9 protein-coding genes and 2 pseudogenes are annotated in these 25036 nt (G+C 42.1%); all 11 read right to left on the reverse strand.

All coding sequences use genetic code 11. The features are described from left to right. Positions 1–345: 345 nt before the first annotated feature. The 11 genes and pseudogenes from P4S58_RS19070 to nirD all read right to left on the reverse strand — a co-directional run bounded on the left by P4S58_RS19070 (position 346) and on the right by nirD (position 25023). Entirely contained in the window at positions 346–1098 is a 753-nt protein-coding gene (locus tag P4S58_RS19070; protein WP_112403549.1) for an SDR family oxidoreductase, read from the reverse strand. A 127-nt stretch (positions 1099–1225) separates the two neighbouring features. After that, positions 1226–2142: pseudogene (locus P4S58_RS19075) on the reverse strand (OmpA family protein). An 11-nt stretch (positions 2143–2153) separates the two neighbouring features. Next, positions 2154–5681 (reverse strand): hypothetical protein, encoded by a 3528-nt coding sequence (locus tag P4S58_RS19080; protein WP_337165217.1) that lies wholly within the window; start codon positions 5679–5681, stop codon positions 2154–2156. A gap of 31 nt (positions 5682–5712) precedes the next feature. Further along, complete coding sequence (locus P4S58_RS19085; protein WP_337165219.1) at positions 5713–15672, reverse strand: DUF11 domain-containing protein; 9960 nt, start codon at positions 15670–15672, stop codon at positions 5713–5715. Between the two features lie 214 nt (positions 15673–15886). Continuing rightward, on the reverse strand, positions 15887–16906 hold the full coding sequence (locus P4S58_RS19090) for a response regulator (RefSeq protein ID WP_337165220.1): 1020 nt from the start codon (positions 16904–16906) through the stop codon (positions 15887–15889). 19 nt (positions 16907–16925) lie between these two features. Next, positions 16926–19343 carry a response regulator gene (locus P4S58_RS19095; RefSeq protein ID WP_337165221.1) on the reverse strand — a complete coding sequence of 806 codons (2418 nt, stop codon included), beginning with the start codon at positions 19341–19343 and terminating at the stop codon, positions 16926–16928. Positions 19344–19504: 161 nt separating this feature from the next. Continuing rightward, positions 19505–22186 (reverse strand): annotated as a pseudogene (locus tag P4S58_RS19100) (PAS domain S-box protein); the annotation flags it as partial. A 283-nt stretch (positions 22187–22469) separates the two neighbouring features. Further along, positions 22470–22613 carry a hypothetical protein gene (locus tag P4S58_RS19105; RefSeq protein ID WP_181460964.1) on the reverse strand — a complete coding sequence of 48 codons (144 nt, stop codon included), beginning with the start codon at positions 22611–22613 and terminating at the stop codon, positions 22470–22472. A gap of 199 nt (positions 22614–22812) precedes the next feature. Continuing rightward, positions 22813–23583: a uroporphyrinogen-III C-methyltransferase gene (gene cobA, locus P4S58_RS19110; protein ID WP_337165222.1), complete on the reverse strand. Its 771-nt coding sequence runs from the start codon at positions 23581–23583 to the stop codon at positions 22813–22815. Between the two features lie 129 nt (positions 23584–23712). Further along, a complete protein-coding gene (locus P4S58_RS19115; protein ID WP_269348367.1) occupies positions 23713–24558 on the reverse strand; it encodes a formate/nitrite transporter family protein in 846 nt (281 codons plus the stop codon). Between the two features lie 141 nt (positions 24559–24699). After that, positions 24700–25023, reverse strand: coding sequence for a nitrite reductase small subunit NirD (nirD, locus tag P4S58_RS19120; RefSeq protein ID WP_337165223.1), 324 nt, complete (start codon positions 25021–25023; stop codon positions 24700–24702). Positions 25024–25036: the final 13 nt, after the last annotated feature.

Genomic DNA, 25036 nt, shown 5'->3' on the forward strand with positions numbered 1-25036 from the left:
TATAATTTCAGCCCATTCTCAACGTTTGATTCTATTAAATCCGCCATTTAAAAGCACAAGACACTACCTGAATTGAAATACTTAGATACATATTTCGAAGATACATAAATAATGTGCAACAAATAAATACAAAAGAAGATCGAAAGTTAAAACAACCCTAGAACCGATATGAAACAGAACTCAATAAAACTTAAAAACTAGTCATGGTTAAACGAGTATCTCTTAGCTAAATAAATAACGTTTTCCTATCTGGTTCTATGATGCCACTGATAATTGATACACAAGGCAATAGCCCAGTGTTCACTTTGCGAAGCTTTTACTCATGCTATGGATTCACCTTACCGCTTACAAACCACCAGCGAGATCTAAAAAGTTACCAGTAGAAAATGATGACTTTTCTGAAGCTAGCCAGTAGATAGCTTCTGCCACTTCTTCGGGTAACCCACCACGTTGAAGAGGAATTTTGGATTTCAATCTTTCAATACGCTCTGGTTCACCGCCATCAGCGTGCATATCGGTATGGATTAATCCGGGGCGTACACTGTTAACGCGAATTCCCTCAGCCGCCACTTCCAGTGATAGGCCTTTTGTTAATGTATCTATAGCGCCTTTCGACGCTGCATAATCAATGTATTCGTTTGGAGAGCCAGAACGGGAAGCGGTTGATGAAACATTCACAATCACGCCACCCTGCCCACCATGGCGTGTAGACATACGCTTAACTGCTTCTCGGCAACAGAGAAAATAACTGGTGACATTGTTACAGAGGATAGCGTTGATTCTCTCAGCGGTCATCTCATCCAAACGCATCTGCTTTTTCAAAATCCCCGCATTGTTAACAAGAACAGTGAGTGTACCCAGCTCCTTATCTACGGTTTCAAACAGTCGCATCACATCTGCCTCTTGAGAGACATCAGCCTGTACCGAAATGCATTGACCACCAAGTGCCACAATCTCTTCCACAACGCTTGCCGCTGCATCCGCATTTGATTTGTAATTGATACATACCGCATAGCCTTGGCGAGCAAAGAGTTTTGCTGTTTCAGCGCCAATACCTCGCCCACCACCGGTGATAATTGCGACTTTTGGTGAATTCATACTGCTTCCTTGTTATCTGACTTTCTGTAATCAACGTCATTGTTGTTCGAATTTTTAATATTTTCTCTAGTCAATGGGCGTTTCAATACCCATGAATAAAACTAGAGTCATAACATTATGTTTTAACTTATTTTTTATTTTGTTGAACGGTTTCTTCTCTAAACACAACAAAAACTCGGCGGTTTTTTTGTTGGCCACTAATGATTTCTCATGCACAAGGGGCTCACTTTCGCCAAACGATTTCACTTCCCATATAAACGAATCCGTGTTCGCAACCTTGGTTTCCAAGTACGCCTTTACCGCTTCAGCTCTTTTTAACGCTAACTTTTCGTTATAGCTAACAGAACCTTGATAATCAGTATGCCCAGCGATCAATATATGCCCTTGCAACTCTTCTAGCTTTAACGCAATCCTATCCAGTTCTTGCTTATCTTCCTCTCTCAAGGTTGCATCATCAAACTCAAAGTGAGAGGTTAACGCGACAAAAACTTTACGTTCTGGCTTAGGTGGTAAACACGAAGCATGAGTTTCCGTTTCCAACATTTGCTCAAACATCACATACGCACGACGGTTGGCAGCATTAGCCTCTAATGTTTTTTCCTTAAATAACGGTACCTTCTCTCCGAAGTGTTTCAGTTCCCATTGATATTCATTATTAGGCAGATTCTTTAGTAGGTACTCTTTAACCGAGTTTGCACGACGTAGCGACAACCGCTCATTGTAGGTCTCTGAACCTTGGTAATCTGTATGTGCCGCTATGGATATACGACCTTTCAGTTTCCTGATATCGCGCACAAACTGATCCAACACAGCATTATCCTCTTCTTTTAACTCATACTTATCAAAATCAAAATGTTCGGCAACTGCAATTTTTATTTCTCTCTGAGGGGATAGACATTCGGCAATAAGGAACTTACTGACTCGATGATCGTATTTATCGACATTTTCTTGGCTAACATATGTGTCAGTACTGCATGCAGCTAATGCCAAAACACTGAAACCTGAAGCTATCGTTAATTTAACTTTACGGCTCAAACCACTCATTACGCCTTCCTCTAGATTTTGCCGATTAAGTTAATGAAGAGACCTTGTGCATCATAGTCATCATCATTAGTTAAGTTGTCATCAAAGCGAGAGAAGTTGTATCCCACACCTATTTTAAAGTTATCACTAACATATTTATTGAACGAAACGAGCGCGCCATCTTCTACTTCATCGAACTGTGTATCGATCTTCCAGTGATACTGACCAGTAATGTCCCAACCTTTCATAATTAAATATGAGGCACTTAGCCCTGCCAGATAGATATCTGTATCAACATCGACATCTGCGCCAGATGCTCGGCTAAATATCTGGTTTTTGTCTTTGTAGGCAAGCTTGGTTCCAAACTCCCAGTTCGCATCCCATTGATAGAGAGCTTCCGTTTCTATGATATGACTGACTTCATCTGAATAAGTACCATCTCGGCTCAGATTGTCAAAGTCAACGAGGTAGGTGTAGCGCGACAACAAATTAAGATTGTCGTTATATACTGGGCGATATGCCAAACTGATTGTTGACTCAATAAAGCGAGCCAGTAGCTCGTTATTTGTATCGTCTTCTGAACGTGAATAGTTGAACTTTCCATATAGTGTGTATTCTTCCGTCAGATGGTGGGTGTAACTATTTGTCGTCACCCACTGAATGACTTTTTCATTCGTTTGTTCTGCTTCGTCAACTCGGTACTCTAGTTTGTGTTTGAGTATCACATCATCCAAATCAGCAGCGACATTGAAGCTTACGGCTTTGCGTTGTACAACGCCCACTATGGCGTTTTCTGGGTCATACCCATAGTCTATTTCGCCCTGTTGATAGGAAACGCCCACATCGACGTCATCGTTCACTTCGTTATCAAAACCAAAAGAATCGATACGACCTTTGCCATTATTCTCTTTAACGAACTGGTTTTCCTGATAAAAATCGACGGTTTGAGTCAAAGCAGCCCTTTGTCCCAAAATAACGTTATTTTGATCTTCATAGTTGTCATCAACGTAGGTGACATAAGTCGAATAGTCTCGATTCACATCATAGTTGATTGTCCCTTCTGTCGCCTCGTCTCTGTCACCCGCAGTATAAGAGGCTCCTAGGGTAATATCGTCAAAAACACGAGTCTCGCCACCCACTGTGACGCTGTCGTTTTCATCGTAGTTATCGGTATTATCTACGGTAGTTTGACCTTTGATATAAACACTGTTCTCGCTATCCCAAAGATATTCTGCTTTCGCTCCCAAGAACGTGCCTGTGCCAGACTCTTTTTCTTGGTTTAGCTCTTTAATTTGTTTACCAGCAACAGATAGCTTGAAGTTCTCAGTGATTAGGAACTGTGTTTCGGCTTCTACTTGTTCACTATCAGTTTCTAATCTGCCATCCACTTCTTTTTCTTCCATCGAAGTAAAGCGAGTAGCAAATTGAATAGAGTCGCTAAGTTGGAATCGGACTTCTGCTCCATATGACTCTTGTTCTAAATTGTCATTTTGACTGGCATAAGAATAATCAGCATCTTTCGATTTATACCAAGCTTTGATGTCATTTCCCACAGCACCGAAAATGCTCGGAGCTAAATCATATAAGCTTGCAACACCAAGTACTTGAAGATTGTTGCCTTGTCTGTCGCCTTCTGTTGCCGAGGTAATAGGTGTAAAAGTCAAACCACCATCAAACGAAACAAAGTTACTATCGGTCTGAGTACCTTTTGTTTGACCAAACTCGGTCTTCAAATAAGTACCTTCTGTCGCTCTTAAGGTTAAATCGGCAGAGTAAAGCTCATAATCCTGCGCATCTTTTTCTTCACTCGCGTAGGTAGCGCCCAGCCCGACATAGTCATTAACCCACCCCTTTATTCGACCACCTAAAACTATCGCTTCTTTAGCACTGCTTCCGGTAGGAACGTATTCATAGTCCACCGCCAAATAGTTTTCATAGCCGCCGCGAGGGGAATCGTTTATCACATCACCAAAGCGACTCGAAACGATGTCAGACAGTGGTTTGGTTAGAATGATGCGACCTTGGTAGTCATCGATCTCATAATCAACGCCTTCTGTCAGTGCAATCTCTTTCTCAACAATGCCGCTATCCTTGTTGGTGACTTTGACCATGACCTTATCACTACCGGGGATCACTTCTCCGTGTTGCAGAAAGTAAAGGGAGCCTCCCGTCCCGAGAAATTCGTCATGAGCAAACAAAAATTCACTTTGAGAAGCAAAACCAACAATGTTTAATCGGTCTTCACCATATTTGGTCGTTGAACGGGTACGATAATCACCTTTAAAACCGTATAAACTGCGGTTGTAATCGCTATTATCCGTCCCAGTGATTCCAGTGTTGAAGTTACCCCACAAATACTGTGATTTGTCGTACTCGACGTCTAAATACACTTTCCCTTGTGTATTCACCACTTTACGGATATTGGAACCATCACCGTAGTGACCATACATCATCTCGTCATCACCATCGACGATATCAAATACCGTTGAGTTATCATTCGAGGCGAAAGGATGCTTAAACATGTCTTTAATGGCATGCTCTTGTGTATCCACATGAGCAGTAACTCTCAGCTTATCGCCAAATTTTCCCTGCCCAAAATAGGCTAATCGCCCCTGGCTGTAGATGTCTTTTTCATACTGGTCATTTACATCTAATGCCCCCGTGCTACCACTTACACGGTTAGAACCAATATAAAAATCCGCTAAGCCTGCTTGTGCGTAGTATGTGTCAGGAATACGAGCATAAAGGGAAAAACGACGCTCTTCTCCGTCATCAAATACTACGGTTGTCGGGAAATTATAAGCGTCTGTTGGTAAGAATATTTCTGCATAAAGCTCGCCTTCGACAACGTCAAATTCATCCTTACCGATAACAACTTTGTCGACACCATTGAGCCCCGTACCCATAAATTTAGCCAACCCTGATGAAGTCGGAATGTTATGGCGCATCAGGTTCGCTCGACCAAATTGACGCCCTTTATCTGACTGACCCGTATTTTTATCTATCGATACTTCTTTATCAGGTCGAACAAGGTCAACCACACCCAATGTGGTGGTATCCATATTCCCCTGTTCATCCCAAGCTTTCAGGCGGAAAATTAATTGTTGACCCAGCTTGAACTTATGCTCGACATCCGTAGTCCCATCCCATTCAATACTGGTGCTATTTGCCAGCTGTTGGCCTTTCTGAACGACTAACGGCTGTGATAGATGTCGGTCTCCACCACGATAAACTTCTAACTGCCATGACTTAATGTAATAGCCATAGTTAGTGTCGACGGAAAAACTCATAGGACTGACAAACTTGCCGTTTTCAACTTCAACCTCGTCAGTCACGCTAACGGCTAAAACGGGGTTAAATTTTGTTATATCTCGGCTTGCCCAAATTGCGCCTTGTTCTAGGTAGATACGCGAGCTATCCGTTTGCTCATGAACCTTGACCTTTTCCGACATTCTAGTGGATCGAAGCTGCTTTAACTCGTCTGTTTCCTTAGCGACAGAAACTGTCGGCAGGCTTGTCAAAATACAGGCCGTTAAATAGTGTTTTTTTAATAATCTCATACTGATTTTATTGAGAGGATTCGATCGATACTTACTCATCACTGATACTCTGTACGCTAAAGTTAAACTTACTCAGAGCATTTGGTGTGATACGTCTGACCTTAGGATTCTCACTGACAACTTTCATACCCGTCGGCAGTGAATCTGTATCCAGTTTGACAAGAAACTGCTGACCTTTCTTATTCAGTACCCATTGATCCGGCACGTGATAACGACCATATTGGTCTGTCTCTATCACAATACCCTCAACAGTTAGCAGCTTAACTCCCGGAATACCTTCTTCATAAATCCCCATGTTTTCGATGACGATTTCCCGCAAATATTGACTACCGTATTGGTAGACATTACGAGTTATTTGAAGACTCTCAGCCGTTAAACCCTGTAGTTTATTGCCTGAATGTTGAGCGCTAAATGAATCATCTTCATGCGCGGTGATATGGGTTCCGTCTTTGGTCGTGACGCTAAACGCGAAGGAATCAGCAGTCTTAGAAACAAACTGTAGAGTTGCCTTGTGGCTACCAGATAGCGTTCGATTTCGGGACTGACCAATCAGCTTATTAATCACAATGTTATTGCCATTAATAGAAACGTCTTTCTTCTTCTCCCCTTCGACTTTTAGCGTCGCAGAGCCAGCGACAACAAGAGAAGGATCAATATCAATCGAGACCTCGATGCCATAAGCCGTTGCACTTGCTTGATAGCCATCGCCATTATTATCTTCAAATACTTTTCCGATTATTGATGCAGTATCAAAAAGCTTATCTGGTGTCACTTCAACGGTGGCGCTACTCATGTTTGACTTAATTTCTAGCGCTCCGCTCGTCATTCCTTCCGCAGGCGTCATCGCATAAGCCGTATTGGTATAGTTACCAAAGGTTGCACCGACAGTAACCCGCATCAAGTAACGAACACGAATCTTCTCTTGAACAGTAGAACCACTCGAACCATACGCCAGCATGTCACCCACATTGAACGACATTACATTGGCTAGCGTTGGCTCATTGGTGTTGAATACATCATCAACGGTATCAAATTCTCCGTCAGGACCACTATTCGTGATCTCAGTAGAACCTTCTACATACTGGAAACCAGAAGGATATCGATCTGTTAGATGAACATTTTTGAATTCTGACTCGTTGTTATTGACAATAGTGACTTCGTATTCAACGACATCCCCAACCTGAGCGGTTTGTTGCAGCGCTTTCTTGGTGACAACCAACTCACCTTCGTTATCAGAGTATTTTTTAACATGCACAGTGACACTCGCTTGCTCGGTATCACCTCCAATCGTTGTAGCACTAAACGTATTGGTGATGTCATCATCCAACCCTTTACCAATTTGGCCGACAATAGTCACCCATATAATATTCCCCTCATAAGCTTTGAGAGTGTAGGTATAGTCAAGGTCAACCGAGTTTTGAGTATCCAGTACAGTAGTAGTTGAAGTAGCTGTATCGTACTCACTAATTGTGGTCTTCCACTCTGTAAACAGTGGGCTTCCGTTCACTCCTTGGAGCTTTGATACTTCATCAACCAGATGAACATTCAGTGCATCAGAAGAGCCTCGGTTTGTCACTGCAAGAGTGTAGGTAATCTGATCATCATCGTTAGTGTATTCGGCTTTATCAGCAACTTTTGTCGCCATAAGAACCACGCCACCCGGTATCAAAGTAACCGTAGACTCTGACGTTGAGCTACCGTCATCCATAGTTGCGGTATTGGTGATTACCCCTAATGCCATAGGATTGACGATACCCTTAACAATAAAGTCGACTGTTGCGCTTGGAGCTAGATTTACTGTAACGTCGAGATCATCCCCTAGCGGTAAAGGATCGACTGTCGTCGTATTGTATTTATCATTTTTGATTTCATAGTTGATATCCCACGACGTCAGTGCCGGAACCGTATTCCCCAACAAGTTAACGACAGTCAAGTCACTAATGATGTCGGTAATCTTGATGCTCTGAGCGAAACTTTGTGCGTTATTGACTAACGTAATATGAAATTCGGTCTCTTCATCCGCTTTGTACTCCCCTTCCTGAGAGCCATCCGCTAACGTTTTAATAAAGCTGATATCCTGCTCAAACGGTTTTAACTGTGCCGTTGCGGTTTGAGTCTTACCGTCGAATATCATTGTCGCCGTGTTAGTGATCACTCCAACAGCCTTTTGATTCACTGTGCCATGCACTTTAAAAGTGACCGTATCTAAAGGGGCAAGATCAATGTTGTACTTAATGTCTTCGTTCAATGAGGCTCGAGAGGTTATGACCGTGTTCGAGTTACTGTTCTCAATATCCAGTACCCAGTAACTGAATGCCGCTTCTGTTGTACCGTCGATGGTATCGACGGTTAAACCAGAGATAAGGTCTTCAACCTGAATGTTGTCTGCAAATCCATTTGTTTCATTAACAACGGTAATGACAAAGTCAGAAACCTCGCCCGGAACATAATTCTCCACCGGTGCAACTTTCGTCAGTTTCACTTCTGGAATGACTGGCTCGCTGACCGCTTCGGCAGTCTGAACAGCACCGTCCAATTCAACTGTGACTGTATTTTTCACTTGACCATGAATTGTTGAATTGAGCGTTCCGCGAACAGTGATGGTCAAGGTGTCATTAGGTGCAATCTCTATGCTTCCATCAATATCGCCCGAATTTACTACAGGGATAGTCGTAGCACCTGTCGATGACGTTGCATTTATTGCGATAGAATCAGGGTTAAACGCAGAAACCGTATAGCCGTCGATCGTCGTCGTTTCGATGGAAGAAGGCATATCCGTGATATGAACATCCTTAGCCCAAGCCCCTGTGGTGTTGGCGACGACTATGGTGTAAGTCAAGGTATCACCAGCTTCATATAGCGGTTTATCGACAGTTTTCGTTACCGTTAAATTCGCCTTTTCAGGTGTATAAGTCGCTTGTGCTGTACGGCTGTTACCCTTTTCATCTGACACAACAACGGTATTCGTAATATCTCCCATTGCCTTATCATTAACGACACCTTCAAAATGCATCACGACCGAGTGAGACGGCGCAATATTGTAGTTAACTGAATAACCATTCGCACCGGTGACTTCGCTCCCAGAGATTTGCTGGCTGAGGGTAGGCTCCACGCCCGTGACATTGACGTTTGTTATTGTCCACTGTTCGAATACTTGGCCTTCACGAGCCTGACCAGCGAAATCCGTTTTGATGTCCGCAGACAAATCAGAAATATTGACGTTGGTCAGATAGCCCAAACCACTGTTTTTAACTTCAACATCAAAACCAATAGTCTCACCAGGAACATAAGTAGCGGGCGTTTTTGAAGCGACTTTCGACAGTTCGAGGACACCGTTTTCAGGCGAGACATCAACACGATAGCTGTTAGAGTCTGTTAGCGTCGCAACAGTAGCAATATTATGGAAAGCTCCTACAGCATCCTTGCGAATATTACCTGTAATAGTAATGGCTACGTGTGTTTCAACACCACTGTGTTCTCCTGCTAACTCAATTTCCACATCATCAATATCAATGTTAGTGCCTGACTCTAAGGCGGTTAAACCAGAGATATCTGTCACTGTTGGAGAAGAGTCGGCCAGCACTTGAGATTTAATGCTCCAATTTTCTAACGCTGGCTTGGAAGAACCATCCGCAGTTTCTACAAGGAAATCAGAAACAATATCCGTAATATGCACAAAACTGTTTTTCTGCCCTTTGTTTAGCACATGGATGGTGTAATTTATCGTTTGACCGGGAACATATGTGTTAATGTCCGTTTCTTTTTTCGCCAATATTTGGGCAATACCAGGGTCAAGAACAATAGTATTGGTATTGTTACCATCAACTGTTGCGACATTAGATATCGTGCCGGTGGCACTATCAGAAACAGTAGCGGTGATTTCAAATACCACTGTATCCCCAGCCATCAAATCAAACTTAGCGTCCAAATCTCCGACTCCCGAATATTGACCCGAGATAGAGAAACGTGAGCTGTCTGGCTGTTCCACGATACGAACGCTGCTGGAAGAAAATGCAACACCGCTATCTGAGGTCGTAATTGAATTAACCAGATCCTGAATCACGACATCATTCGCAGTACCTTCACCATCATTCGTTATGTGGATTTGGTATACAACTTGACCATCAGGGTTATATAGACAGCCAGAACCAGAGTTTGAAGGAAACGAACACGCATTCCCGTCTGCGGTGGTATTCGTTACCAATTTCTCATACGTTAAACTTGCGTCGTGGGGTGGAATAGCATCGGTCGTTACTGTGTTATCCCCGCCTGTCGCACTGTTTGCATCGACAACACCTACAGCGTCTTCACGAATTTTGCCTGTGATGGTAAACGTAATCGTCTCATTGGGTGCGATATCCAAACCGTCCGATGCCGCAATATTCAAATCACCATTGGCTTCGTAACTTAACGGTTTGGTATCAACAACACTGTTTAATCCCGTTGATACAACATGACTAATATTTGTATCAATCAACGCTGCTTCGGTTTTTCCACCGATCACTTCAACTTTAATATTAGAAATCAGGTCTTGAATGACCGTGTTGTCGTACCAAACAGGCTCTGTATTTTCGACCACAAACCGATATTCAATGCTGTCGCCCGGTTTATATTTATCACCGCTGGTGTAGTTGTTTCCACCAAGAGAAACAATCTCTTTAGTGACATTCAATAATGCAGCGTCTGGGGTAATATTCGCCCGTGGAAGATTACTACCACCGTACGTTGGCGTTATATCTATGGCATCTATAGCGTCATCGCGAATCTCTGATTCCATGACAAATTCGATATAACCACCCGGAGCTATTGATACATGAGGGATATCAATATCGACATTGTTTCCTCGGGTAAAACCGCCAATAGAGGTCATAGGCTCACCAGAAGTGTTTGTCGTAACCAACCATCCTTTAGGTAGGTATGCCGGAGCCTTATCACTGTCTCCCGCACTATCAGATTTTTGCGCTAAGCGAACTTGCAACTCTGAGAATTTTTCAATCAGAGCTTTGCCATACTCAAGTCCATTACCGTTATTATCGATTCGCAGGTGATAAACCACTTGTTGATCATCTGCCTGATGATTGTAAGTTGTCTTAACGGTAGCTAGAGACGTATCGGTAAAAGCTCTGTGCGCTTTTACTAAATTTGGCGGCAACATTGTTGAACGATCAGAAGAAGCCTGATAACGACCATTGACTAATACGGTGTTCTTAAATTCACCGACTGCATTTTCGACAATATGAGCTTTAACCGTGTATTTAATATAAGAACCATAGCTAGCAGCAGCTAAATCAAATGTGGTATCAATGTTGGCGTTATTTGAAATGCTTCCAGCATCAGTGATACCACTAGAATCGACTTCTGATGAGACTGTCCAGCTATCAAAAGCTGGGCAACTATAAGTTGTGCCAGTCGTGATGTTGTAACAAGAAGTCATGACCCCTTGGATATTATCAAACACGGCAATATCGTTGAGATGGACTTCGTTTTCATTGCCAATAGCAATTTCGTATTCGATATAGCCATCCGGCTTATACCCTTCTAAACCTAGTGAAGTTGTACCATCTGTGTCGTAATAGGCTTTAATCGCCTTGCTATAGTTAAATTTATTGGCATCAGGCGTAAGAGAAGAGCTGACTCTATCGCCGTTGACAGAAAGAACATTGGTAATTTCGCCGATGGCATTAGGGTTTATCGTAGCAGTAACCACATAGTCAATCGTCGCTCCCATTGGTATTGAAGCTAACGTATTGATATCTTGATTATCTGCATAGTCACCAACTTGAGCATTACCGTCTGGCAAAGAAGGATCAAGTGTCACTTGCGGCGCAATAGTCCAAGAGGTATAAGCTGGTCCAGTTGAGCCATCAACCAAGCTAACTTGTACCTTTGATAACTCATCTACCACAGGAATGTTGTAAGCGTTAGCCAATCCGTTATTGGTAATATGTAAATGGTAAGTCGCTGTTTTTCCTGGGTGATAGTTCACTTCATCAGTGGTTTTGTAAAAGTTCAGATGATAATCGTTAGGTTTAACCGTAATGCCACCGATAGTAATGCTGCCTACAGCATCATCACGCACAGTTCCTTTGACGGTATATAAAACGTAGTCCCCACCAGCAACATCTATGTAGGTATCAATGTTTTGGTTGTCCTCAACAACCCCTTCAGACTCACCAGTAGTCGTACCATTACTACCATTGCCATCATCTTTCACAACATCTACGGAAAAAGCATTTTTAAACGGATTTTCCGATGTACCATCCATCAGCAAAACATCTACTCCAAGAATATCTTCAGCAACATGGCGGTTATTCAAATACCCAGTATTAGAGTGAATTTTCACCGTATAGGTCAATTCATCGCCTGGGGAGTAATATTTGCTAGGTACACCGTTTACCAATAGTTGTCGTTGTGTACCTGCGCCATTAGATGCCAATCTGTTTTCATGGTGGGAAACATGATTCAGTGACGATACTTCACCAAAATCGCGATAAACATACGCATCATTCTTAAGCACTTGACTGACGTAGTTGTCTTTCACCAGCGCTTTAATCTGGAATTCTATTGTTGACTGAGGAGCTAACGACAGCACATCTGTAGAGTCTGCTGCAGGATAAATAAAATCTTCTGTGGTTTCAGGACCAAAGCTAGCGTCACCGGGTAATTTGAACTGCCAGTGTACAAATGGGGACTGATCCGGATAATCTTCAACGTTATCCATTTTGCCATCATTTATGCCACCATCATTATTGTCATTGGCAAGCACAGACTTTATCTCTGACATCAAGTCAACAACTGTCAGATTGTTCGCAATGGTATTAGTACTGTTGTTAATCAAGGTGATGGTATAGGTAATATACCCGCCCGGAGCGACCTGCATTTTGTCCGAGGTTTTTATAATAGAAACATTAAGTTGATCGACACTGCCATCCTTACCAATTTCAGCGGTTGAAGAATGATTAGTGTTTGTTGCTGGGTCATGAATGCTCGCTGTATTGGAGATTTCTTGTTTCTCATAATCAGATCTCACAATACCTTTAACCGTGTATTTAACGTAACCCATACCGTTCCATTTACCTGAATCGGACTTAGGATCGATATCCACTTTTGAGGCTATATTTCCACCATCGGGCCAAGTGGACTTTTCGTCAGCGTAACTCCCGCTACTTATGTGATCATCCGTAGTTGCTTCTATAGTCCAGCCAGGTTCGAATACACCTAATCCATTAATATCATCCGAAACATCTACATCATTGGCATAGCCAGAACCTTTGTTAAATACAAAAATGTCGAAAGAAACTTCACTCCCCAGTTGAAAAATATCGTTGGGAGTTAATTTCAGAACTTGCACATCAGGAGCTTCGGGTTGAACTGTCGCACCACCACTAAGCGTTTGTCCGTTGTCTGGTGAATACACCGTGGCAGTATTGGTGAAACCGCCCCATACGATTTTGCTACTTGATGAGCGATCAATTTGTCCCACAATGGTGTATATAACTCGAACGTTAGGTGGGATTTGTGCTGTCGTATCAAGGTCGGTATTGTCAGAAAATGTTCCGACATCAGTGGCATTCAACAGTTGCTGCTGGTCATCAGAGGTTAACCCCGAATTATCCATAACCTGCTTATCAGCGCTAATGGTCCAGGAACTGAACACTGGCATTGGTGTATTGTCGGGTTCCAACATATCCGCTTCAATCGAACTGATAGGGTCTTTTATCTCCACATCAGTAGCAAAACCGTTGGTGTTATCATTTTCAACAACTATCTGATAAGTAACGACATTGCTTTGCTTGGAGTAAAAACTGTAAAGGGAGTGAAAAGAAGATTCATCATCAACTTTGACTGACTTGTTCATTGCCAACGAGAACTCTTTAGGAACCGAGCCCCTATCAGCTATCGCTTTGCCATCTACAGTGACTATGTTGCTGATCTTGCTGTTTGCGGTTGGTGCAACATGAACTTTTACAGTGTAAGTAACAACGGTATGAGGAGGAATCGTCGCCTTAACATCTAAAATGTCTGGTGAGGTGATCGCCCCATCCACGCCACTAATATCTTTTCCATAGTCGGCGGTAATTTCCCAAGAAGAGAAGGCGGGAATAGAGTTGCCATAAACATCTGTCACCATAATAGAAGCCAGATCGTCAACGACGGGAACCATATTCGCAATAGCATCACTGGTGTTGGCAACCTTAATGGTATACGTCATCTCCTGACCAGCAGAGTATTTTGAGGTATCGACATCTTTCGTCACTGATAAAGCGTTGGCAGGCATCTCAATACCAGTGCCACTTTCTACCACATCATCAGCACAACTCGCATCATCAAGAATAAGGCCAATACTGCTATCCGTTGTTGTTGCGGTAAGTTTATATTCCACTTTTTTACCCGGAGCGATGTCCGGAGAAATCGTTAAATCACCAGTTTTAGTCGCACCATAATCAAACTTACCTGCATCTGTACCTTCACCGTCTGAGCCATTAACAACCTCCAGCTTCCAAGACTGAAAAGCAGCCCCCTCACCGTACCCAGCAGCTTGCTCAGTCTGAATACAAGACAACTTATCGACAATGATAAGGTTATTAGCAAAGTACTTATCTGATGAGTTCTCAACGCTAATGTTATATTCAACACTTTGACCCGGGCTATATTGAGACTGAGACGTTATCTTGCTTATATGAATTTCTGGGTCGCCGACTTGTAATACTCGCTCCGTTGCAATCGGTGTGAAAATCGTATTCGCCGCTGACGCCAATGAACCTTCATCATTGATGACTCTCGCAGTTAAGTTTTTGATGTCACCAATAGCGACTGGAGAGATGGCTGCTGTAATCAGATAATCAATCGTTTCACCCGGATAAACAGAAACTACATCATCAAGAGAATCATCCGTCACCGTACTGCTACCCAACTTGGAAACAGAGTTGTCTCCAATATTGTCTATAGCAATCGACCACGTTTTATAAGGGTGCCCACTGACATCGGTATGATCGAAGGTGACGGTGGAATCAACTAAGTTATTCCCTAAGGTCGTCAAAATATCTTTGATATTATGCTGAACCCTAAAATTATGGACGATACCTTTCCCAGTATTTTCTACCGCCAGATGAAGTTGCATTTCACCATTGACTAAATAAGGAGAACTGTTAACAAACTCATGTCTGATGATCTCTAACGTGCCAGCCATCGGAGGCGTAGTTAACTCATCACTTGCAACGATTCCATCTCTCGTTTGTGAAGTAGCAGATACAACAATATCTCCGGCAAGCCGCTCAGCTAGAGTGGCTTGCATTGTATACGTGAGCTTGCCACCCACAGCAATGCTTGCGCCTGTGACTTTTAAATCCCCAAGAGGTTCAAAGGTACCGACATCACTTTCAGTACCTTCCTTTACGGCACTGTTGGCGATCTGAGTGAAAGGCGCGGTATTGGTTCCATCAATATTTTCAACCAATAACGTGCTAAATATCTGCTCGATATCGAGGTTTTGAACTCGGTAAGAACCTGTGTTTTCTGCCACTAATGTGTATGTCAGAAGACCAGTTACTGGATACTCACTCGTATCTGAAGAGAGTGTTAAAGAGTACTTATAAGGGGCTGGAGTAACGGTAACTAACTCCGAAGTCACAGCATCTGGGCTGGTACTAGCAATAGCTGAAGCCTGAATGGTAATGTCTGCTGTTGTGTCGTTAGCAACCAAAGCTTCAACGGTATAAGAAACCTGCCCTCCCTCTATAAGATGAGCATTGGTAACGGCTAAATTGCCTGATGGGCTAAAATCACCCGAATTAGATAAAAAGCTGGCATCAGAGCTAATTGTTGTTGATTGGAACGACGAAAAATCCGCAGAAACCGATGTTATATCTACGGAGCTATCAGATAGATTGAAAACGGTTACAGTGTATATTATCGAACTATTATTTTCATAAACTAACTTATTGGCCTGCAACTGAACAGATATATTTTCAGCGTAAATACTAAAGGACAATACATTCAATATAAATATAATTAAAAGACGTCTCATCGATTATTATGACTCTAGTTCAAATAATATAAAGGCGCATAACTTATATCAGTGAAAAGAATAATCCTAACAACCAAAGTCAAATTAAATAAATTACGAAAAATCTTACAAAAACAATCGATAATCCCTAACAGAATGCTCTAACAAATTTTTATGTTAGGTTTAATATACTTTTTAACTACAATTCTTCAAGATACATATTGCGTATCTCCATCACTTCGTCCAATATCTTCTTAAAATGAAACACTAAATTAGGATCAAACTGTTTACCCGATTCACTTTCTATCAAATCAATGGCCTTATCAACACTCCAAGCCTTTTTATATGGGCGATCAGATGTTAAAGCGTCAAACACATCGGCAATAGCCCCAATACGCCCTTCAAGCGGAATTTGTTCGCCTTTCAACTGATTCGGATAACCAGAACCATCCCATCTTTCATGATGTGTCAATGCAATATTGCGAGCCATATTAAGCAGCGGATCTTCGTGGTGGCCGATAATCTCAGCACCTGTAGCAGCATGCTGCTTCATTATTTCCCACTCATCCTCATCCAGCTTTCCTGGCTTTTTAAGAATTGAATCTGGTGTACCTATCTTTCCAACATCATGCATTGCTGCCGCATGGTAAATAGTGTCACAGTAGCTATCACTCATACCAATTTGACGAGCTAACAACTTAGAATATTGACTCATTCGGATAACATGCAGACCCGTTTCATTGTCTTTGTATTCAGCTGCTCTTCCTAAACGGCGAATAATTTCAAATCGAGTTTTTTCTAGATCATGCGTACGAACTTTGACTTCTTCTTCTAGAAGCCGTTTGTTGTTATAAAGAGATAAGTGGGTGTTAACCCTTGCTTTAACTACCGAAGGGCTAACAGGTTTCGTAATATAGTCAATCCCACCGACCTCAAACCCTAGGGTTTCATCTTCAACTTCAGACATTGCTGTGACAAATATAACTGGAATATGTGTTGTAATTGGATCTTTCTTTAATTGCTGACACACTTCATATCCATTCATATTTGGCATCATGACATCAAGCAAAATAAGATCGGGTTGTGATTTATGAGCTACCTCCAGAGCTTTTTTACCTTCAATAGCTACTTTAAGTTTATAATCATCGCCTAAAATACCCACTAGAATATCGATATTCTCCGGAGTATCATCAACAACTAATATCGTTGGTTTTTGCATATAATACCTCTTTAAATTATTATTTTAAGTCCACTATCAATTTTGAAATCAACTCAGAAGCAGCATCAAATTGATATTGATTGATAATATTTACTGCCGGACTAAGTTGTTTCCAAATCGTAGAGTTTACTTGTGGCTTTAAGGTATTTATTTGAGTGATAGCTTCTGAATCAGCTTCTTGCAAACGCTCATAGAGGGCTTCTAACTCTTTTAATAAATCATCATTTGATAGCTCTGATGTCGTATTCTCTGTCGACTTGTCACTAACAGGGGCTCTAACCTTGGATATTGCTTCACAGATGGATGTGACCAAATCATTGATCTGAACTAATTGCGCTTGATATGTTTTCCCTTGGCTTAAATTCAGTTCTAACTGTTCAGCCATTTTCACAAGAGCTGATGAAGCCAAATTCCCAGCGACACCTTTCAACGTATGAGCAAGACGTACTGCTTCATCAACATTATTTACTGCCATCGCCCTTTCGATCATCGGTACAACATCACTTTGACCATCAACAAATCGTTCAAAAATACGTTGATATAAACGAGTCGAGTTTTGAACCAATTGTAAACCGCGATCAATATCAAGCTCTGGATGTTCTGGCCAAATGTCCTGTGGAACCACATTCTGACGCCCATAATCTGCCTCAGCAGGCAGATACTTAACCAGGGTTTGATACAACACATTAACTTCAACAGGTTTTGCGATGTGATCATTCATACCAACTTGAAGGCAGGCTTCTTTATCTCCACTCATGGTATTTGCCGTCATAGCAATCACCGGCAACTCAGCAAATTCCGTATGCTTTCTGATCGCTTCTGTCGCTTGGAAGCCATCCATGACTGGCATTTGGCAGTCCATTAGGACTAAATCAAAACGTTGCTGGTTCAATTTATCCAAGGCAATTTGACCGTTCATCGCTGTAGTGACGTTTATCCCTACTTGCTGCAAGAATTCCGTAGCAACTTCAAGATTCATGTCGTTGTCTTCTACTAACAAAATTTCTCTACCTTGTAGTGCAGACAATTGGCTCGAATCAAGTGATATCGGTTGTTCAATACGACGAACAGCTAGCTCACCAGACATACCAAACGCGTTCATAATGCCGTCGAGCAAGCGAGATGAGGTCATCGGCTTAGTAATGTAACCAGCTAGCCCCAATTCATTAACCTTTCCTATCAAATCTTGAGACGGGTTAACCGATACCATCAGAATTTTTAGCTCGTTATCCATCAATTTAATTTGACGTGCCACCTCGATTCCATCAAGGTTCGGCATATTTTTGTCGATAAAGGCTACCGAATATGCGTTATTTTGACAGTATTCAATCGCTTCTTTACCTGTCGAAACCGTATCAACATTAAAGCCCATACTTTCCAAGGATGTCTGCATGATGTCTCTAGCTGTCGCATTATCGTCAGCAACGAGTATTGACATACCTTCTAGCTTTTCATTGATAATAAGCTGCTTGTTACCTGAGCATTTCAGTTTGAGCGTAAAATGGAACGTACTTCCATAGCCATACAGACTGTCCAAACCTATTGTTCCACCCATTAACTCTACAAGTTGCTTACATATGGCCAGCCCCAGACCTGTACCACCATATTTACGAGTAGTAGATGAATCAGCCTGAGAAAACGGCTTAAACAATTTATTTTGTTGTTCACTTGTTAAACCAATACCTGTATCTCTCACGCTAAATCGTAAGGTGACATCTTGGTGATCTTGTTCAACCAGTTCGATAATCAATAAGACTTCACCACGTTCGGTGAATTTAATCGCATTACTCATCAAGTTGATGAGTACCTGTCCAAGACGAAGTGAATCACCAACAAGATAGCTAGGGACGTCTGGAGATACGGAAAAAAGCAGTTCGAGTTGCTTATCTGTTACTTTGTCAACGAACATGTCACCAAGATTCTCTAATATCGAATCCAGCATAAATGGCGTAGATTCAATATCCAGCTTTCCTGATTCAATCTTGGAGAAGTCCAGAATATCGTTAATGATTGAGAGTAAAGCTTTCGATGCTCGCCCTATCTTTTCGACATAGTTATATTGTTTTTCATTAAGATTTGTTTGCAGGCAAAGCTGCGACATGCCAATTATGGCATTCATTGGAGTGCGGATTTCATGAGACATGTTCGCTAAGAAATCACTTTTTGCCTGATTTGCAGCATCCGCTTCTTCTTTCGCTTTAAGAAGCTTATTCGACATCACTTTAAATTCTGTAACATCAACCATGCTGATAACAGCAGATTCAAAGTTCCCTTGGCTATCTAATATCGCTGAAACACTCGCAGACATCCAAGTAACTTTACCATTCGGGTGTGTAAATGAGCGTTCACCTCGGTAAGAACTGATTTCTCCATCCACCAGTTCTTTGAATTTTGCTTTTGATGCTTGAACATTCGAAACCGTTGAAATACCAAACATGGACATACCAATAAGCTGCTCACGGGTACGCCCCCCATATCTGAACAGTACTGTTCGTTACAATCTAAAATAATGCCATTTTTATCAACATTTGCGATACAAGCGGTGGAACTGTTGAACAAAGCTTTAAAGTGCGCTTCACTTATCGCTAGCTCTTCTTCAATCATTTTGCGCTCGGTAATGTCCATGACATAACCGTTCCAGATAATCGTACCACCTTCAGCAATATGACCTCTGGCACTTGCTTCCATCCAACGTTGACTGCCGTTAGGATGCAAATAGCTAAAGGTTCTATTCCAATTAAGTTTATCTGCCGTTTGTCCAGAAAGCCCCGCATCCAAAGCGATACGTTCATCACCAGGCACTCGTTCAGCAAGAACTGTTATATCTTCTTTAATTTCATCGGGGTGTATACCAAACATTGGAAGTACTGCTGATGATAAGAACGTAAACTGGCAATCTCCCACGCCACTCCAACGTAGCTGATAAACGGTACATGGGACGGATTCTGCTATATTTGATAGCTGTAAACGTGACTCTTCAAGCTCAACTGATACCAGTTTTCTATCGGTAATATCGTCAATACTGCCATCGATCCATACTGAATCTGTATCTTTTGAGTAACTTACTCGGCCGCGCTCATGTATCCAACGAATATCGCCATCACGGTGACGAATCCGATAATCAACTTCAAAAGTTTCATTCGCTGAACCAGCTATCTCTGCACGCTTTTGAAAAAGATCAAAATCTTCGCTAATGACAAGCGAAGCTAATGTGCGGTCATGATTTTCAATAAACTCACTAGCCATATATCCGGTAATGTCGACAATTTTATCGCTGACATATTCGGTCACCCACGAATCATCAAATCGAGTTCTGTGTACCGCACTTGGAATATTTGTAACCAATCCACGAAAACGCTGTTCGCTTTCTCTAATCTGCTTTTCAACGGCTATTTGATTTGTCATATCACGTACAGAAGCCGCAACCTGTTTACGACCACTTAAATCTGCTGGTAATGGGCTTAGCGCAATCTCTGCAATAAACTCCGAACCATCTGATTTTAGAGCACGGACATGACGAGCATGTCTCATAGGGCGAGAACGACCTTCATAAGTGAACACTTCTCGCGAATTAGCATGCTTACTTCTGATGTCTGCAGGCAACAACTCTTCAACAAGCATCTGCAACATTTGATCATTCTCATAACCAAATAGCTTTTGACAACTTGTATTACTGAACACTATTTTCCCGTGTTGATCGATGATAAGCAAAGCTTCTGGTGCAACTTCCAATACAGCTCTCGACCAAGTAGCTGCAGAAAATTGTTCAGTTACATCTGTAAACAACAGCTCAACAGACATAACTGCTCCAACCTCAGATTGCAAAGGCTGAATAAACACTTCAAATCTTTTTAGATTACCATCGCTATCAACCATCTCGACTTGGTGTAAAGGGACACTGTCACCTTTTAAGGCCGAATCAACATACTCCCAATTTTTTTCATTGATAGGGTTAGATGAGAACATACGCTGATATTTACGTTGAAACGTTTCAGGAGTGACACCTAATAATGAAAGAACGCTGCCACTAACACAATCAACCTGACCGGACAAATTAATAGAACAGTAAAAGCACTTTCCATTCATACCATCGATAAATCGAGCAAAGCGATTACCTCGAAGATCTAATATCATCTGCTCACGTTCAGAAAGCAGTGAGGCCATCTGATTAAAGGTTTGGCTTAGTGTCACAACTTCAGGAACAGAATTGTCATCCAGCTCTAAGTGTTTAATTTTCCCTTCACCAAACTCTATGATCCCTGCTTCAAGAGCTTCTAGCGGCTGGGTAAGCTTTTTAGCGAACATATAGCAAGTAGCAATGAGAAACAGGATGATTAGCAATAGTTCAAAAGCAAAACTGCTCCAATCCGAGATAACGGAAGAAATAAATTCAGATTTTGGTACAGCGACAATGATGCGCCATTTTAATGTTGGCTCTGTAACGATACTCGCGACATACGATTCACCACGGTCTGATACAAAGCTTACATTTCCATCTAAGAGGCGTTCTAATAGTATCCGTAGTTTAGCGTTTTCTTTTTCTTCCGCTTTAAACCATCCAGAATTATGGTCAAGTAACTTATCTTGTTCGATGTGATAAATGAGGTTACCCAAACTATCTAATACAATTAGCTTATGAGCAGGTACACCAAGTTGTTCAGGCAATTGACTCAAAGCTAAATCAACCGTCACCACACCTAGAGAAGACGGTTCCAGACCTTTTTGGAAAGGCGCCGAATAAGTCACAACGATCTCATTACTTGCGCCGTCATCTAGATACGCATGTGACCAGTGACCATTCTTTTTATCAACCACATCACTCCACCAATTCGATGAGCCATCGGTATAGTCGTATCCCTGAGAAGCGATATCCATATAATGGATAAAGTTCCCGTCTCGATACGCATAGGGAGCAAAAAGCTGGTTGTTTGACTGTGGACCGGGTTTATAAGCGATGGCAGAACCAAGAAATTCCGGATTTCGTTCTAAGCGACGAACCAGAATATCGCGGAGCTGATCGTGTGTTTCGATACCAAATTGATCCGACACTGAGCCAAGAAAATCGGCAAAACCTTGCGTTGTTGATTGAGCATTATTCAAAATATGGTTGAGTCGGTTAGAGGCGTAATGCGCCTCTTGAGTTAACTTGTCAAACAGACTCTGTTGAGCTGCGTGATAACCCGAATAGGCGTTGATGCCATAGATCACCAACATAATAGCAATCAACGGTAATGCTATATGCGATAAAATGCGATTGCGAAAAGTTAACCCCATGCCCATTCCTCAGAACAAATTTACCCAAGTGCGAACAATAAAAAGCACATAAAGACGTTTGCTCTAACCAACGAAAACACTTAAATCATTGCACAGCAATAACGATGTAAACGCGGTTGGTATACAGAGCTTTGTACGTTAAGGAATGCTACATAAATCGAAATCGTATTTATGTAGATAGAAGACGCTTCTAATTGTAGGAAAATGATGACATTTTCTTATGGAGATAGACGGAAATTTACTAGATTGGCAACATATCAACTTATAAAACAAGTTGATATGTTTCGGATTAGCTAATACTTGTCTCTGTTAACTTTACACTCTCTGAGTTGGCAATCGCTTCTGCTGCTAGTAACGCCCCAACGATGAACACAAATGCTAATATAACTTTGATTAAAGATGCTTTACTTTTACTCAGACTATAACCTGCCATAACTGCTCCTCAATCTACTTCATTACTAACGCGGTTCCTTCGCGAAACTGGCGTTCAATAGCTATCAGCCTGAAGATTTTATTTGAGTAACATGGTACATAAATGACAATCTGTAATATGTAGGACAAAAGGCCGTGTTAAGGATGAAGATCACACTATTTAATCAATGCCACGAGGTAAGCACCTCCTTTGATTGCTGCTATTTGTTAAACCAATCCAATTTGTTGTGCAGCTCAGTAACGCTCCCCACCACAATCAGAGCTGGGCTTTGAGCTTGCTCTGCTAACTGTGATAGTTGATTCAGTTGGCCCTGAAATACACGTTGTTCAGGTCGTGTACCATTTTCAATAATTGCGCACGAGATCTGTGGGTCTAAACCATGGCTAATTAGGTTATCCATGATGTGACCACTTTGCTTCAAGCCCATGTAGAACACGAGTGTGTTATTTGATTGCGCCAGAGATTGCCACTCAATTTCACGGCCATCTTTTTGCACATGACCAGTAATAAACTGAACACTTTGCGCATGGTCTCTGTGAGTGAGCGGAATGCCTGCATAAGCCGTTGCGCCAGCCGCTGCGGTAATGCCCGGAACCACCTCATAAGCAATGCCATACTCGGCAAGCTCTTCTAACTCTTCACCACCACGACCAAAGATAAACGAGTCACCGCCTTTTAAACGTACAACACGCTTACCTTCTTGCGCTTTCTGCACCAGAATCTGATTGATTTGATCTTGAGGGACACAGTGATAGTCGAACTTTTTGCCGACGTAGATTAGCTCTGCGCTTTCATCCGCTAACGCGAGAATTTGCTCTGATACCAAACGGTCATACACGACGACTTCCGCCTGTTGAATGACTCGGTACCCTTTCATAGTCAACAAATCAGGGTCACCCGGGCCTGCACCAACAAGAGAGACAAAGCCCGTTTTTAAATCAAGATTGTTTACAGTGATATCAGTATTCATAGCAACGCCTGCAATTTAAAATTTGGATATAAAGAGGAGTGCTCATGGGGCATTAAGTCACTGCTTTTTATAGCCAAAAACATCTGTATTAAAACGGCTCCATCACTTTAATGACGGAGCCCATAAACCTTATTTGCTTAGTGCTACTTCTGCATTTACTTCAGTTTCTACACTTAACGCTGGCGCTGTTTTCGCGTGAGTTAGGTATAGAGGAATACAAGTAAATACTAGACCACCCACGATATTGCCAAGAATGGTTGGAATTAGGTTGAAGTTCAACCAAGTTGCGATACCGAAATCCGCACCTAGCATCATACCTAATGGGAATAGGAACATGTTTACTACTGCGTGTTCAAATACCAATGCGAAGAAGATGAAGATTGGTAACCACATTGCTGCGATTTTGCCCGCTACTGAACGAGCGGTCATATTACCGATTACACCTAGACACACCATTAGGTTACATAGAATGCCGCGAACAAAACAGGTAATCCAACCGTCGGCACCTAGGTTTTCAAAACCCACTGTACGTGCTGTTGCAACAGCAATGAATTTTTGACCAACGGCATTTGGTTCTACGCTAAAGTTCATAGTTAAAGAGAGAGCGATCAAACCAGCCACAATCAATGAGCCAACAAGGTTACCGAAACCGACAAGCCCCCAACAACGAAGTACACGACCCCAAGTGATACCCGGACGGTTCTCAAATTTAGCCAGTGGTGCAATACCAAACACACCTGTCACTAGGTCATAACCCATTAAGCTCAGAATACAGAAGCCTACAGGGAACACGAGTGCGCCGACAACGCCCATGCCTGTTTGAACTATAGTCGTAATCGCCACTACTACGGCTAACGACAAAATCACACCAGCCATCATTCCGCGCAATACTAGATCACGAGTGCTGGTTTTCACTTTTGCCTCACCAATGTCGATCATGGTTTGGACAAACTCTACAGGTTTTAATGCAGACATGTGGATCTCCTAAAATATAAAAAATAAAAAATAAAAATGTGTAAAACGGAAGATTAAATAGAGAAAGGCTTTCAAACTGGTTCTTTCTTAAAGCCTTTGCCTATTGAATCTGCCCCTCCCGTTGAGAGGGGCATCAATCAGTTAGGCTGCAATTTCAACTTCGCCTTTGGTGACTCGCGCTTGGTAAGACTTCACGCTAAAACGTTCATCTTCCATGCACCCACCTGTCGCCAAGTTGAAGCGCTGCTTTTTCAGTGGGCTAGCTACCCAAAGTTCGCCTTTGTGCTCACAGATCAAACCGCGAGACAGCACGTTCGATTGGTAAAACGGGTCGGTATTGCTGATAGCAAACACTTCTTCCGCATCAGTAGGACGAAACACCGCAACTTGCTCACCGTTCACCAGCGCACAAACGCCTGTACCCGGAATGATGTCGCTGATTTGGCAAATTTTTTCAAATGACATATCTAACCTTCCC

This window comes from Vibrio sp. Hal054 (assembly GCF_037162405.1).
Classification (GTDB): domain Bacteria; phylum Pseudomonadota; class Gammaproteobacteria; order Enterobacterales; family Vibrionaceae; genus Vibrio; species Vibrio diazotrophicus.

What these genes read in the sequence shown, in the direction of transcription:
- P4S58_RS19070 (WP_112403549.1), bottom strand. Translation starts at nt 1,098, where the DNA reads ATGAATTCACCAAAAGTCGCAATTATCACCGGTGGTGGGCGAGGTATT.
- P4S58_RS19080 (WP_337165217.1), bottom strand. Translation starts at nt 5,681, where the DNA reads ATGAGATTATTAAAAAAACACTATTTAACGGCCTGTATTTTGACAAGC.
- P4S58_RS19090 (WP_337165220.1), bottom strand. Translation starts at nt 16,906, where the DNA reads ATGCAAAAACCAACGATATTAGTTGTTGATGATACTCCGGAGAATATC.
- P4S58_RS19095 (WP_337165221.1), bottom strand. Translation starts at nt 19,343, where the DNA reads ATGTTTGGTATTTCAACGGTTTCGAATGTTCAAGCATCAAAAGCAAAA.
- P4S58_RS19105 (WP_181460964.1), bottom strand. Translation starts at nt 22,613, where the DNA reads ATGGCAGGTTATAGTCTGAGTAAAAGTAAAGCATCTTTAATCAAAGTT.
- cobA (WP_337165222.1), bottom strand. Translation starts at nt 23,583, where the DNA reads ATGAATACTGATATCACTGTAAACAATCTTGATTTAAAAACGGGCTTT.
- P4S58_RS19115 (WP_269348367.1), bottom strand. Translation starts at nt 24,558, where the DNA reads ATGTCTGCATTAAAACCTGTAGAGTTTGTCCAAACCATGATCGACATT.
- nirD (WP_337165223.1), bottom strand. Translation starts at nt 25,023, where the DNA reads ATGTCATTTGAAAAAATTTGCCAAATCAGCGACATCATTCCGGGTACA.